At 45.2% G+C, this 13,651-nt stretch carries 11 protein-coding genes, 3 tRNA genes and 1 pseudogene; 3 read left to right on the top strand and 12 right to left on the bottom strand.

What is annotated here, in order from left to right; translation table 11 throughout:
• Nucleotides 1-221 precede the first annotated feature (221 nt).
• Both DWB79_RS05685 and DWB79_RS05680 read left to right on the top strand, forming a co-directional pair.
• On the top strand, nucleotides 222-890 hold the full coding sequence (locus tag DWB79_RS05685; RefSeq protein ID WP_016523082.1) for a class I SAM-dependent methyltransferase: 669 nt from the start codon (nucleotides 222-224) through the stop codon (nucleotides 888-890).
• A 471-nt stretch (nucleotides 891-1,361) separates the two neighbouring features.
• Nucleotides 1,362-2,714, top strand: coding sequence for a helix-turn-helix domain-containing protein (locus DWB79_RS05680; RefSeq protein WP_016523081.1), 1,353 nt, complete (start codon nucleotides 1,362-1,364; stop codon nucleotides 2,712-2,714).
• Between the two features lie 87 nt (nucleotides 2,715-2,801).
• Here the strand turns inward: DWB79_RS05680 and DWB79_RS05675 are convergent, their stop codons facing one another.
• Nucleotides 2,802-4,397: a UDP-N-acetylmuramoyl-L-alanyl-D-glutamate--2,6-diaminopimelate ligase gene (locus DWB79_RS05675; protein WP_016523080.1), complete on the bottom strand. Its 1,596-nt coding sequence runs from the start codon at nucleotides 4,395-4,397 to the stop codon at nucleotides 2,802-2,804.
• Between the two features lie 254 nt (nucleotides 4,398-4,651).
• Between DWB79_RS05675 and DWB79_RS05670 the strand changes: the two genes are divergently transcribed.
• Complete coding sequence (locus DWB79_RS05670) at nucleotides 4,652-5,071, top strand: hypothetical protein (RefSeq protein ID WP_016523079.1); 420 nt, start codon at nucleotides 4,652-4,654, stop codon at nucleotides 5,069-5,071.
• 138 nt (nucleotides 5,072-5,209) lie between these two features.
• On the opposite strand, the gene clpX is transcribed toward DWB79_RS05670, so the two are convergent.
• The 11 genes and pseudogenes from clpX to DWB79_RS05620 all read right to left on the bottom strand — a co-directional run bounded on the left by clpX (nucleotide 5,210) and on the right by DWB79_RS05620 (nucleotide 13,629).
• Complete coding sequence (gene clpX, locus DWB79_RS05665; RefSeq protein WP_016523078.1) at nucleotides 5,210-6,454, bottom strand: ATP-dependent Clp protease ATP-binding subunit ClpX; 1,245 nt, start codon at nucleotides 6,452-6,454, stop codon at nucleotides 5,210-5,212.
• Nucleotides 6,447-7,052, bottom strand: a complete 606-nt coding sequence (gene clpP, locus DWB79_RS05660) for an ATP-dependent Clp endopeptidase proteolytic subunit ClpP (protein ID WP_016523077.1) — start codon at nucleotides 7,050-7,052, stop codon at nucleotides 6,447-6,449. The genes clpX and clpP overlap by 8 nt, the downstream gene beginning before the upstream one ends.
• Nucleotides 7,033-8,424, bottom strand: coding sequence for a trigger factor (tig, locus tag DWB79_RS05655; protein WP_016523076.1), 1,392 nt, complete (start codon nucleotides 8,422-8,424; stop codon nucleotides 7,033-7,035). Before tig ends, clpP begins: the two co-directional genes overlap by 20 nt.
• A gap of 331 nt (nucleotides 8,425-8,755) precedes the next feature.
• Nucleotides 8,756-8,827, bottom strand: a tRNA-Gly gene (locus DWB79_RS05650).
• A gap of 35 nt (nucleotides 8,828-8,862) precedes the next feature.
• Nucleotides 8,863-8,942: transfer RNA gene (locus DWB79_RS05645), tRNA-Leu, on the bottom strand.
• A gap of 84 nt (nucleotides 8,943-9,026) precedes the next feature.
• Nucleotides 9,027-9,099 (bottom strand) — tRNA-Lys (locus DWB79_RS05640).
• Between the two features lie 600 nt (nucleotides 9,100-9,699).
• Nucleotides 9,700-10,914 (bottom strand): SUMF1/EgtB/PvdO family nonheme iron enzyme, encoded by a 1,215-nt coding sequence (locus DWB79_RS05635; protein WP_051125842.1) that lies wholly within the window; start codon nucleotides 10,912-10,914, stop codon nucleotides 9,700-9,702.
• A gap of 93 nt (nucleotides 10,915-11,007) precedes the next feature.
• Nucleotides 11,008-11,778: pseudogene (locus DWB79_RS12045) on the bottom strand (Ig-like domain-containing protein); the annotation flags it as partial.
• A 271-nt stretch (nucleotides 11,779-12,049) separates the two neighbouring features.
• Entirely contained in the window at nucleotides 12,050-12,382 is a 333-nt protein-coding gene (locus DWB79_RS05630; protein WP_206181061.1) for a hypothetical protein, read from the bottom strand.
• 119 nt (nucleotides 12,383-12,501) lie between these two features.
• Nucleotides 12,502-12,915: a hemerythrin domain-containing protein gene (locus DWB79_RS05625; RefSeq protein ID WP_016523074.1), complete on the bottom strand. Its 414-nt coding sequence runs from the start codon at nucleotides 12,913-12,915 to the stop codon at nucleotides 12,502-12,504.
• A 135-nt stretch (nucleotides 12,916-13,050) separates the two neighbouring features.
• A complete protein-coding gene (locus tag DWB79_RS05620) occupies nucleotides 13,051-13,629 on the bottom strand; it encodes a hypothetical protein (RefSeq protein WP_016523073.1) in 579 nt (192 codons plus the stop codon).
• Nucleotides 13,630-13,651 lie beyond the last annotated feature (22 nt).

The following is a 13,651-nucleotide window of genomic DNA, read 5'->3' as shown; positions in this document are numbered from 1 at the left end:
TCGACGTACAACAAGTACGCCTCCGCTTTATTTCGGCTAGGCTCCTAGCATCTGCGATGTCTATTTTCAAAAGCGCTGGAAAGGCAGAAGCGGCACGGATGCCGCTGGTTCCAAGCAGAAGCAAGTTTGCTCCTGCAAACTTGTAGCCCAAGAATGTGCAAGGACGCACATTCTTGAGCGAGGACGGGCGTGGTTCTATGCAGCTGCAAGGTGGTATATATATGGTAGAACATAAAGCATGGGATTGGGAGAAAATAGAAACGGATATATGGTGCCGGCCGGCAGAAATTGCGTATTATTTGTCGGAGCGATGGAAGCAAAAGGGGTATTCGCATTTTCTTGATCTGGGTTGCGGATTGGGGCGGCATTCGCTGTTTTTTGCAAGGAAAGGTTTTACCGTTCAGTCAATCGATTTATCGGAGAGTGCTGTTGAGGGGCTGCGTGCAACCGCTGCGGAACAAAATTTACCGATTACCGCTCAATGCGGCGATATGAGCGCTTTGCCGTATCAGGATGATGCATTCGATTGCCTTCTTGCATACCATGTGATTTCTCATACGGATACTGCCGGTATTAAAAAAATACTTTCCGAGATAAGGCGGGTCGTAAAAAACGGCGGCGAAGTGTATCTTACGCTGTGCTCAAAAAATGCGTGGAGCTATAAGGAGGCAGGATTTCCCGTTGTTGATGAAAATACCGTCATTAAAGTTGAAGACGGGCCGGAAAACGGTATTCCTCACTTTTTTACCGATGCGGAAACCATTCCGGCGCTTTTGCAGGACATACATATTATCAGTATGCAGCACACGCAAGATGTTATCATTAATGGGAAGCCCTACGGTTCTTGGCATTTCTTTATATTGGGGAAAAACCGGAAACCTCGTTTTTAGCGATGCCCTATAGCTTCAGTTTTTTAGGAGCATCCTAACCTAACAGGGCAACCGCATTATAAAATATTTTCAGAGGTTGTCCTCCTTCTGTACGAAATTTTACTTAAAATTTCGTACATTTTTCCAACAGACAGGTAAATGCATCAGGCAGAGTAGATAAAAATCGCGGAAAAGTTGAGACTGTGAGACCATTTGAACCGCGAAGAGGTTCAACTCTGGTCGAATAGTCTCAACTTTTCCGCGGGGTTGTTAAAAAAACGGTCTGATGCGTTTACCTTGCCTAAACTAATCTAAATTTTTGCATTTTTACTCTAAACATGGTATACTTTTTTTATTGTGCCGATTCGATCGCTACGCCGAAACATACAGAAAATTTCCGCTTCCCGTTCTTTATTTGCACTATGCTGTGTTGCCTGTGTCGTAATAGCTGTTACTGAATGCAGATTTTTCCGCCGTGCAATAAAAAAACAAATGGATACTTGTAAAAACACTTTGATTAAAACGGCCGACACCCTGCATTTAACAATGAGTGAAATACAGCGGTTCTCTTATATGCTGATGATCAATACCGATGTACAAGCCTTTGTAATGCAGAATACGATTGCACAAGGTTCCGCCGATATACAAATACTTATCAATGCACAACGTCAGCTATCCTATGTCAAATCAGTACATCCGGCAATCGATTCGCTGTATCTTTATTCTAAAAAAAGCGACTATTTACTAGAAGCGGACAATGCTTTTTTCGATATAGATGCCATGTATGCAGCTCTTTTTACATTCCAAGATTTAAACAGCAGGCAATGGCGGGAATACTATCTACGGCCTGTGTATGTCAATGCATGGATGCCCGAATCTTCGGTAGTTTCTAAAGGAATACGGAGAAAGGTTCTTGTATTTGAACAAACCTTTCCTTTGCAAAATACTGCGGCAAATGCGGGAAAGCTCATAATACTTTTAAAAACAAGCTATTTTGAAGGGCTTTTTTCCACTCTTCCGGCTTTTACCAAAGCCGTCTTTTGGCTTATCGACAGCAAAGGTAAGCCGCTGCTTATCCGTCCGGAAGGGGCAGTAAAAGAAACTGAACCTGTACAATCTGAAATACAAACAATACTATCGGCCTTGCCAAAATCGATACAAAACGCAAACGAAAGAAACGAGCCGATAATCATCACGCAACAGCGTATACACGGCAAATCTTATTTTCTCTTTGCTCAACCGATACGAGGTACCGATACTATCCTCCTTGTAAGCATTCCGCGATTTACATTTGTTCAGCACATATTAACCGGACGTTTTGCCGTATCCGCCATGTTTATAATTTGTCTCTTATCTTATATCGGATATACAGCTGTATTATTGCTCCGCTTACCGCGAAAAAGTTCTTCGCAGCCTCCTCTTTGCTCATTTCAGGAATCTCAACCCGAAGCAATCAACGACAACAAACATACGGTACCGGCAGATATATGTCAAGAAAAAGATATAACCCTTATAAATCATATTGCCGAATATATAGAACAATCTTATGCAAATCCGCTTTTAAATCTTTCTCAAATGGCACAGGATTTCGGTATGACGGAGAATTTTCTATACTATTTCTTTCGTACCAGAATGCAAAAAAGTTTTGCTCAATATTTGGAAGATAAACGGCTCGAAAAAGCTCAAGCGCTGATTGAGGAGAACACGAAGGAATCGCTTACCGTTTTGGCGGAACGCTGCGGTTATGCAAATATACAAACGTTCCGCCGTGCTTTTAAAAAGCGATACGGACTTACGCCTTCGGAATTTAAACGCCAAGTATTTGCAAAAAAACCGACACAGTGATTATAGGGCTTCTGTAAAAGCTCCAGTCAACAGAAAAATTATTCTGTACAAGAAGTGAATACTATCACGCAGCAAAATAATGACTTATTAAAAACTCCGCAACTCCCGCAGGGCATTGTGCGCTTCGGTGTACTCATTATATGGTACGGCGCCGTTTTTCCCGATAATCGAATTTTCGTGTCCCTTTCCAAGCAACAATACCGCATCATTCGGTTGCGCAAGAGAAAATGCTTTACGGACGGCAGTCGGCCGGTCGGGAATAATAAACAGCTCTTCGCCGCGCTTCTTGTTAGGACAGCCGGCGGCAATCATCTCCAAAAGCTCGACAGGGTCTTCGCCGCGGGGGTCTTCATCGGTGAGGATGATCGTATCGCAGTATTCTCCGGCAATTCTTCCCTGTTCCGGCCTCTTAACGGTATCGCGCTCTCCGCCCGAACCGAATACGGCAATGATGCGACCGCCTTTCGCTTTAACACGATCACGGACAGACGGCATAATCGCTTGGAATGATGAGGGCGTATGCGCATAGTCGATAAGCACCTCAAAGCCCTGCCCCGCTTCAACACGGCACATCCTCCCCCTTACCGGCATAAGTCGATTGAGCAACGGCACGAGCATATCAAACGACAGTCCTGTTAAGTTATGAACGGCAATAAGCGTGGCAAGGATATTGTACACATTAAAAAAGCCGGTTACCGGAGCAGCGGCCTCATACGTTTTCTGCACACCGTCCAACGATGCGTGAATTGTAAAGGTTAAACCGTTCTCCCCTTCATGAATGTTATCAGCCGATAAGCCGCCTGCAAAGTTTGAGAACGAAACAGCCGCAGCAGCGCCGATATGTTTCTGCACGGAAAATCCGAATACGGGGTACTTTGTCGCCTGTGCAAAATAAGCGGCAGACGGGTCTTCAAGATTGACAATGCCGAAGGCCGCAACCGTTCCGTTTTTTTTCTTATGATCATGGGTATCTAATGACCGAAATAAATTCGCTTTATCATAGCGGTATTGTTCAAAGGTGCCGTGAAATTCCAAATGTTCCTGCGTAACATTCATAAATACGCCTGCATCAAAATGCACATGCAATAGCCGTGCCGTTCGGGGAGAAAGCCCGTGAGAAGATGCTTCCACGACTGCATATTCGCAGCCGTTATCCCGCATACGGGCAAGCCGTTCCTGTACTGTAACCGATTCAGGTGTAGTCTGATGCGCCGGATTGGCAACAGGTTCATCTCCAAAGGAAAAAGATACGGTCGAAGAAAACCCTGCCTTTTTTCCGGCAAGTCGCAGCAGCTGCCAGATAAAATTGACGGTGCTGGTTTTTCCTTCCGTACCGGTTACTCCGATTGTTACCAAGTCTTTGGAAGGTTCGTCAAAGAAAACGGCTGCAGCAGCAGCCATTGCGGCACGGACGTCCGGCACTTGAACATAACAAATATGCTCTTGATATAATGGAAGTGTTTTTTCATGAATAACCGCAACGGCGCCCTTCGCAATAGCCGCATCGATAAACTTTGAACCGTCAGTATGCACGCCGGGCAAGGCAAAAAAAGCGGCGCCTATCCGTACCTCACGCGAATCATACGAAAGCGAATACACCGTAACATCAGCCCCGTGTACTGCTATCGGCTCTATAGAAAAAAGACATTGAAGAATTGACTTTGCATAGTGGTTATTACACATAGGATCCTCTAAAAACCTCAGTCTTTAGAGGTTTTCCTTAGATTTTATTGCGGGAAGTATAAACGGTAGGACATAATCCGACAAGAGGGAGAAGTAATTCATAAATCATTTGAAATCCGAATTGAGTAAACAATTTCCACAATTTTCAATTACGAATACCGTAAAAATCTGACGCTATCCGCCGATATTATACAGGACATCTTTAAAAATAGAAGTTTTAGGATGTCTCTTACAGAAGATACTTGGAGGTTCTTATGAGACGAAGTATGGGTATCACCATCTTACAAATTGCACTTGTTTTTTTCTTACTGGTCAGCGGAGTAACGGGGCTTATGCAATCCAGCGCCGGTAATCTAAACCCAGTAGTTACCTTTCTTACGCAGTTGGTAAAAAGCTCAACAATAAGCACAATCATCATCATCGCGATTGCCGTATGTGAACTTATCGCCGGTTTTTTCCTGCTGATGGGGCTATTTACGCTCTCCCCTCAAATTTTAAATGTAATCTTAATTATTTTTATCGTTTTATGGATCATCAATATTATTTTGATTGATTTTATCGGAACATTTAACAGCGGCATACATGGTGTGCACGGTTTACTAACCTACCTGCAGCAGCTGTCAGCTCACCTGATGGTACTGGGCGCTCTTATCTGCGTACAATATCGTAACTAATTTTTTAAACTAAAACAGTACGGATACGAAAAGAGCCGGGATTAACGGTTAATCTTCAACCCGTTTAATGCACCGGCTCTTTTTTATGGCATTTGATGTTATCTAAAAAATCAACTAACTAAAATACAATTCGACAACCTATGCTGTTTTTTCCGAAATCAGCTTTAACTCAGGCTTCTCCGTTTCTTCAATAACCTTCTTTGTGATATGCAAGGCCTTTTGACCTTTCATTGACGGAGCCTCGAACATCGCATCTAGCATCAGTTTTTCTACGATAGAGCGAAGCCCTCGTGCACCGGTATTTTGATCCAGTGCTTGCTGAGAAATAGCGTCAAGGGCGGCATCATCAAATGTCAATTTAACATTGTCGAGCTTAAACGATTCTTGGAACTGTTTGATAATGGCATTTTTCGGTTCAACAAGTATACGGCGCAAGTCTTCGAGCTTTAAATCGCTGAGCGAAACACTGATGGGAAGGCGCCCGATCAATTCGGGGATAATACCGAATTTTACCAAATCATCAGGGATCAGTTTGTCGTACAACTCTTGCAAATCTTTTTCTTTTGCAGACCGTACATCTGCCCCGAATCCCATCGGATTTTCCGCAACCCGTGTCTGAATAATCGTATCAAGTCCGACAAAAGCGCCACCGCAGATAAACAGGATATTAGACGTATCGATCTTCAGCATATCTTGATTCGGATGTTTACGCCCTCCCTGCGGAGGCACCGAAGCGACCGTTCCTTCAACAATTTTTAACAGAGCCTGCTGAACGCCTTCGCCCGAAACATCACGGGTAATCGAAACGTTTTCGCTTTTCCGCGCAATTTTATCAATTTCGTCAATAAAAATGATACCGCGTTCCGCACGGGCAATATCGCCATCGGCATTCTGGATAAGTTTTAAAAGGATATTTTCAACGTCCTCTCCGACATATCCCGCTTCGGTTAAAGTAGTTGCATCGGCAATGGCGAAAGGAACCTTCATCTTTTGTGCAAGCGTCCGTGCTAACAGCGTTTTTCCCGAACCGGTCGGACCTATCAGTAAGACATTCGATTTTTCAATAATAACAGCATTCCGGTCTGTCGGTGGATGCATAATCCGCTTGTAATGATTATAGACGGCAACCGATAAAACTCGTTTCGCTTTCTCTTGCCCGATAACATATTCATCAAGGTAGGTTTTTAGCTCCATCGGCGTCGGAATATCTCCTGAAAGCTGCAAAGGCGTAACCATCTTGTAAGCGGTCAAGTATTCTTTACAAAGCTGGATACAATGATCGCAGATGGCGACCCCCGGCCCGGGTACGATTTTACGATTTGCATCTTCACGCTTACCGCAAAAAGAGCAGATTAAAGAAGAATCACTTCTTAATTTAGGCATTTTTTCTCCTATCCATGACCATATCAACGATGCCGTATTCGCAGGCCTCCTGCGCAGACATAAAAAAATCCCGCTCCATATCCTCGGCAACCGTCTTTTCCGTTTTTCCAGTGTGATGAGCGCAGTATTGTATAATCAGCTTTTTTAAGCGGAGTATTTCCCGTGCCTGTATAGTAATATCGCTAGCTTGTCCCTGTGCACCGCCCCATGGCTGATGTATCATCACGCGGGAAGAAGGCAACGCAAAGCGTTTTCCTTTGCTTCCCCCTGCCAAAAGCACGGCAGCCATACTTGCAGCCTGCCCCAGACAGATAGTCTGCACATGAGGATGAATATGCTGCATCGTATCGTAAACGGCAAGTCCAGCCGTTACCGAGCCGCCGGGGCTATTAATATAAAGACTGATGTCTTTGTCGGGGTTCTGCGACTCCAGAAAAAGCAGCTGCGCAACCACCAAATCGGCGGTTGCATCGGTTATTTCACCATCAACAAAGATAATACGGTCTTTTAACAGGCGCGAAAAAATATCGTAGCTGCGTTCGCCGTTTCCCGTCTGTTCAATAACATAAGGAACAAGGCTATGCATCTGTTCCGACATCAGCAGCTCCCTCTCCAAGTAATTGTTCTACTGTCAGCTTCTCGCCCGGTTTTACCGTCGATTTTTCAAAAAGCTGGGCATAAAGCTTCTTTTCTTTTATATCATCGAGTAAATATTCTTTTTCGCGGGGCTTTCCGTCATAATGCTTTTTAACATCTTCCGCAGATGCTCCCGTACGCTCGGCTATTGCTACATATTCCGCTTCAACATCTTCCGGCGAAGCGGTAATCCCCCGTTCTTCCAGCAGTTTTTCGACAATGATACGGGTCTTAAGCCGCAACTCTGCCTCTGCCCGCCATTCAGTCATCGCGGACGCTTTGGATAATTTACCGTTGATATCGATTGTCAGTTTTTCCAAAGCTTCGGACGACATACCCAACCGCTGTGCCAACATAGCCCACCGACCTTCGAGTTCCGCCTTAATCATGGACTCAGGCAGTTCGATAGGATTGGCTTCCGCCATCTGTTTAAGCAGATTGTCAGTCTTTTTCCGCTCCAGGACATCTTCTACCTGACGTGTAAGATTTTTTGAGATGTCAGCTTTTAAGTCAGCAAGTGTCTTGTATTTTTCGCTTACGTCCTGCGCGAGCTCATCATCGATAGCAGGCAAATCTTTACGCTTTAGTGCAGTTACGACAACCTTTAACTTGATTGTCTTTCCGGCGAGCTGTTTGTCGATATGTTCGGCAGGATATGTTTTGACGATAACCTTTTCCTCGCCCTTCTTCATACCGATAAGCTCATCATCTACGCCGTAATGGAATTGCCCTTTACCGATGGTAAATACAAAATCATCCCGTTTTGAACTTTCGATTTCCGCATCGGCATCATCAAGCTGTACATAGTTAATGGTTACGATATTATCATTTTTTACGGTATCGCCCTCGCCGCAATCGATGACAAGCGCGTTGCGTTCCTGTATCAACACTAATTCTTTTTCGATATCGGCGTCGGTAACGGATACCTCAGGTACGGATACGGTAAAGCCTTCCGTCTTTGCTATTTCCACTTTGGGAAGCACATCATAGAGAACGGTAAACACCAAGTCGGAGTCAAGCTTGAAATCGGGTGTACCATCAAGTTCAGGCTGCGAATACGGCAATGGTCGCGAGTATTTATCAGCAGATTCAAATACTTCTTCCAATACGTTCTGTATTACTTCATCATAGGTTTCAGCGCGCAACGTATCACCGAATTTCTGTTCAAGGACTTTTACCGGTACTTTGCCTTTACGAAAACCCGGTATCTGGAGCTGTTTCGCATATTTTTTCGTTAAAAGTGCATATCGGTTTTGCACCTCATCCTGTTTAACGGTAATCGAAAGTTTCATCCGAGACTTTTCGATAGGGGTAAATTCTTTCGTAAAATTCATTGGCATATCCTTATGGTACTAAAAGGGTTTCTCGCAAGAGAACTTTATTCGTGCAGAGGGTTTAATACCTACCGTTTCTCTACCGCCACGGATGGCAGTAGTTCCACGCAGTAGCAATGGTGTAAACTCTGTCACACCATTGCAGTCAAAACTATACACGGATGTATAGTTTTGACGAACGCTCAGCGTCGTAACAAAGGGTATTAAAGCCGACTGCAACCACCTTATGAGAACAACATACCCCGACGCTCGCATCGGGGTTATTGATTCTTCACCGGTAACATCCGGTTAAAAAAAAAGCGATTCGGGTGTACCGAATCGCTTCTGTAAGAGCGGGAAACGGGGATTGAACCCGCGACATCCACCTTGGCAAGGTGGCGCTCTACCACTGAGCTATTCCCGCAAAATATATCGCTCGGTATGTACTGTGTGGAATCCTGCGAGAGGAGGGACTTGAACCCTCACGCCGAGGCACCAGATCCTAAGTCTGGCGTGTCTGCCAATTCCACCACTCTCGCTCACAAAGTGAGTCGAAACAATATACCGATGATTTTTAGGAATGTCAAGTCCTAGCCTTTAGGCTACTTAACACCCTATTCATCTGAGCCATGCAGGCTTCGAACCTGCGACCCACAGATTAAGAGTCTGTTGCTCTACCAGCTGAGCTAATGGCCCGTTGCTTAAATGTCTTAGCAAGACTGAACGAGTATTCCATAATTTCAAAAGAAAGTCAAGCCCCGTGCAAACGCATCAGGCTATTTCTTAGCATCCCCGCAGAATAATTGAGGTCGTTCAACCAGAGTTGAACCTCTTCGCGGTTCAAATGGTCTCACGGCCTCAATTATTCTGCGTTTTTATCTACTCTACATGGTGCGTTTGCACTCCTGCCAAATCAACATACCGCAGTACCGCCACGGATGGCGGTAGTTTTATGCAGAAACGAGTTCGTATTGCGAACTCGTAGCCCAAGAATGTGCAAGGACGCACATTCTTGGGCGGGGCTCTGCCCTAAGAACCCGCATTGATTCCAAAGCATAGTTCTGAAAATAAAAGCTAAGAAGTGATGACTTTCACACTAACTCGTTTCAGTACCGCCACGAAGGGTGGTGGTTCCACGCAATAGCGACGTTTTGACAGGCGGAGCCTACCAAAACTCGCCGTCAATACGGACACGGATGTCCGTGGTTCCGCACAAAAGCGATGTTTTTTGCTTGAGCAAAAAACTCGACGCCCAACAAAATACACGGATGTATTTTGTTGGGCAGGACAAGGACGTCAATTCTTGGACATAGCCACACGAAAACCAAGATCGACGCTGCTGATGACGGGGTTGGCGTAGCCCCGCCTACCGACGACGCAGCGCCCCGCGCCAAAGATCCAACCGCCTCCGCGCCGGACGCGGTGACCGCCAAACGCGCCACCCTGCGGGTCAACTACAAATCCGCCGGATGTATAAGCAGCATCATTTACTGTAGGATCAATATCATACCAATCAAAACACCATTCCCATACGTTCCCGCTCATATCGTGTAAGCCTAGTGCATTCGCTTTCTTTGTTCCAACTGGATGCGTTTTACTATCTGCATTACCGCTATACCATGCAACTTCTCCCGTTTTCTCCGCATCTTCCCAGTTGCCTTTCGCTCCGCTCGCGCTGTTCAGTTTGGTAAGCCATACATCCCCGTATTGTTCAGCATTGGTGTTGTCGCTTCCCTGCCACCGAGCTGCATATTCCCATTCCGCTTCCGTCGGAAGGCGATACCCTTTCTTACTCATATCGGCATACGCGAAATCGCAAGCAGCTGTATCAGTCGCGTCTTTTAATACCGTAGTATCGGTTTTACTTTTGCGGTATACGCATTCCGCCTCCCCTTTGATTTTCTGGGTATACGCATTGCACCATACAATACAGTCTCGCCAGCTTACCTCCGTTACCGGATGTTTCTTGTTTAATTCGGTAGGAGCAGCTCCTGCACTCCCATACCTACCTTCACGGCCTTTGTTTGCAAACGCATATCCATTGCTTTCTGCCCATGTCCTCACCTCATACCATACTTCATACGGCACTTCCGTTTTGCCAAGCTTATAAGAGCTCAATTTCACCTTCCGCCCTTCGCGGAATACCCCTTTCCAATAATTATCTGTTCCCGGCAAAGAATATGTCGGATCTTTACCGGTAATCCCCGCTGCAAGCGGGGTTATCTCTACAAAATCGTAAGGACCAGATGCAGGCGGTGTCGGCGGGACGCTGTTGCTTTCAAAGCTCACCTTAACCTCGACGCCTTTTGTAACGGTGTGGGTATAAGTGGTTGATGCGTTGCCGGTAACAACTGCGTCATCTACCTTCCAGCCCTTTACCCTGTAGCCCGAATTAGGCGTTGCAGTAAAGGTTATGATTTTATCCTGTTCAACCTTGTCGCCCGTATGGATTTCGCTGCCGTCGACCATTGCTTTGAGCGTGCCGTTCCCACCTTCTACGCTGAAGGTTATCTTGTATGTTGTCGGAGGCTTGGCTGTTACCCTTACCTTACAGCTCGCCGTTTTACCGCCGTCTTCGCTCGTTACCATAATAACTGCTTCACCGGCTTTGTGTGCCGTTACCTTTCCGGTCGCATCAACGCTTGCAATATCCGGCTTATCAGAACTCCACGTTATGTTTTTGTTTGTCGCATTTGCTGGTGCAATCGTTGCAGTCAGTTGTTCGGTCTTTTCTTCCTCAAGCGTCAGCTCAGTTTTATCAAGCATTACGTCTATTACCGCTACAGCGGAAGCCTTGAATAGTACCTTTACGTCCGTTTTTGCCGTTACTTTTACCTTTGCGGCGCTGTTGCCGTCTGTTCCGGTACTGCTTTCAAAGCTGCCGCCTTGAATTGTCCACTTGTCTACAACAAAGTTTTCTGCGGGTATTGCGGTAAAGGTTACGGTTTTGTCCTTTTCGACGCTTATGGGGCTTTTATCCGTTTCCGCTATGCCGTCCGACTTTGCTTTGAGCGTGCCGCCTATGCCGTCTACACTAAAGGTTACCTTATATGTCGTCGGAGGCTTGGCTGTTACCTTTACCGTACAGCTCGCCGTTTTACCGCCGTCTTCGCTCGTTACCATAATAACTGCTTCACCGGCTTTGTTGGCCGTTACCTTTCCGGTCGCATCAACGCTTGCAATATCCTGCTTGTCCGAACTCCAGCTGACTTTTTTGTTCGTAGCATTTGTAGGAGCAACCGTTGCGGTAAGCTGTTCACTCTTGCCTGCCTCAAGCGTTAGTTCGCTTTTATTCAGCGTTACCCCCGTTACCGCTACCGTTGATGTTTCACTACTTACATTTGTCTTACAGCCAATTACCAACGCGCCAAGCATCAGCACCGCTGCTAAACCTAAGAGCACACCGCTCTTTTTATTTACATTTATTTTCATACGAATTCCTCCCCTACAACCTCTCCTTTCTTCAAAATATCCGCTTAGGGGTTTTACCCCTAAGAACCCCACCTAAAAGCCGTATATCCTTATCCACGCCTAAGAACGCACATTCTTACAGCTATTCTTCGACGGTAAGTTTATACGATATATTTCCTCTCTATTTATTTTCCCTACTCTTGCAATAAACCGTAGAGCATACTGTTTTTACAAGCTACCCGCTATCAAACCATACTGCCGGACGGCTTCGACGATAAAATGCTATGTTGATGATGTGTTTATTATGAAGACGTTTTTGCATACCTAACGCACACAATATGCCCAAGGCAGCAAAGTACCGTTTTTGTGCAAAATTAAAAACACTAACAGCACGTTTGCCGTCTGCAAAAATTGATGAGAAAAAATAATGACGTTGTCTGACTGAAAAGGCTGCCCGTTTTTCAGGGATGTCAACTACCTTTTGAAAATATGCCGCTACTGAAAATAGCAACTGCACTTTGGAAAGAGGCGGTTGGTGCTGCAAGAATCCGTTACGTTGACTCAGCATACTCGTAATTATAGGAGCAAAAAGAGGGAATTGCAAGTCCGCGCATTGCCTTTTCAGGAAACTTTTAAACAGTAGGGCACCTCTATTCCGAAGGATGCGAAGCAAATCTAACCGAGTTTTTAGAGGTGCCCAGTAAATGTATACAGTTCTTTTTCTTCGCGATCTATGCGCAGTAAAAGCGCATCCCGTACCTGTTTAAAAGTTTTTTTAAATTCGTCGGTATCTGCAAGTATTTTTGACGGCGTATTAAAATTTTTATGAAAGGCGAGATACGAATCCGCTATTTTCGTCATTTCATTCATATATGATCGGGTAATCGATCGAATTTTCTCATCGCTGCTCTCCAATAACTTCGGGTAAACAAAATGATCCTCGGAGGCAAGGTGCATATTCAATACACCCGTTGTTTTATTAATAAGCTCTGCAATTAATGGAGCATTTGCCTTGTCTATAGTACCGTTTACAAGGTTGGTTAGCTGGCGAAGGTAATCTTGCATGACCCGATGCTTTGTTATGTATAAATCCATGTCCATATCATATCTCCTAACGGTTTATAAACGAAGTATCTATCTGTACAGAAAACTCAATTCCCCTGTACTCCTTATCAAAGCATGTTAATTACGGATGAAGGTACTAAAATAACAGCAAAAAGACAAGTAAAACTGATCCTACAACGCTTTAAGATAGCGCAATACTTTTTGCGGGTTTGCTTGAGCGCGTGTTTGCAGACGCTCAAAAGCTTCTTTTGTTTCGGTTGCGGAACCGCTTAACAGCAAGGCATCCCGCTTCCACAGGAACCAAAGATAATGCATTTCAGGATGAACATACAGCCGCTTACGTTCCAACTCGACCTGTAGATCACTGCCAAGTTCAAGGTGATTAGCTTCCCCCGACAGCCAAAACAGCCCCGCATCACAAAAGCAGATCACAACCCGCCGGAAACCGCGAGCCGCCGCATCATCGTTGACAAAGTCTTTTACAATAAGCTGAATTGCTCCGAGAGATAAATCATACCCTTCCAAACGCAGCGCTTTCCTCAATGCGATAAGGTCTTCCCGTACCGATGCGCGTACCGCATCATTTTTCCCTGTTTGCAGCCGTTTACGCCATACGGCAAATTGCTGTTCATAGTTCTGTTGCAAAGGGGTAGACGCAAGAAAATGCTCCGTTTCGGAAAGCAATTTCCAATCGGATTGAAAGCTATCCCGAAGGTTATTCAAAAGTCTTGTTGTAAGTTTTTCCGGCATACGGTATGATATATTCCTCTCA

This window comes from Treponema medium (assembly GCF_017161265.1).
Taxonomy (GTDB): Bacteria; Spirochaetota; Spirochaetia; order Treponematales; family Treponemataceae; genus Treponema; species Treponema medium.
This window is presented reverse-complemented; position numbering and strand designations above follow the sequence as displayed.

Excerpts from the sequence above, each read along its gene's own strand:
- DWB79_RS05685 (WP_016523082.1), top strand. The coding sequence starts at position 222 with ATGGTAGAACATAAAGCATGGGATTGGGAGAAAATAGAAACGGATATA.
- DWB79_RS05680 (WP_016523081.1), top strand. The coding sequence starts at position 1,362 with ATGGATACTTGTAAAAACACTTTGATTAAAACGGCCGACACCCTGCAT.
- DWB79_RS05675 (WP_016523080.1), bottom strand. The coding sequence starts at position 4,397 with ATGTGTAATAACCACTATGCAAAGTCAATTCTTCAATGTCTTTTTTCT.
- DWB79_RS05670 (WP_016523079.1), top strand. The coding sequence starts at position 4,652 with ATGAGACGAAGTATGGGTATCACCATCTTACAAATTGCACTTGTTTTT.
- clpX (WP_016523078.1), bottom strand. The coding sequence starts at position 6,454 with ATGCCTAAATTAAGAAGTGATTCTTCTTTAATCTGCTCTTTTTGCGGT.
- clpP (WP_016523077.1), bottom strand. The coding sequence starts at position 7,052 with ATGTCGGAACAGATGCATAGCCTTGTTCCTTATGTTATTGAACAGACG.
- tig (WP_016523076.1), bottom strand. The coding sequence starts at position 8,424 with ATGAATTTTACGAAAGAATTTACCCCTATCGAAAAGTCTCGGATGAAA.
- DWB79_RS05630 (WP_206181061.1), bottom strand. The coding sequence starts at position 12,382 with ATGCTGAGTCAACGTAACGGATTCTTGCAGCACCAACCGCCTCTTTCC.
- DWB79_RS05625 (WP_016523074.1), bottom strand. The coding sequence starts at position 12,915 with ATGGACATGGATTTATACATAACAAAGCATCGGGTCATGCAAGATTAC.
- DWB79_RS05620 (WP_016523073.1), bottom strand. The coding sequence starts at position 13,629 with ATGCCGGAAAAACTTACAACAAGACTTTTGAATAACCTTCGGGATAGC.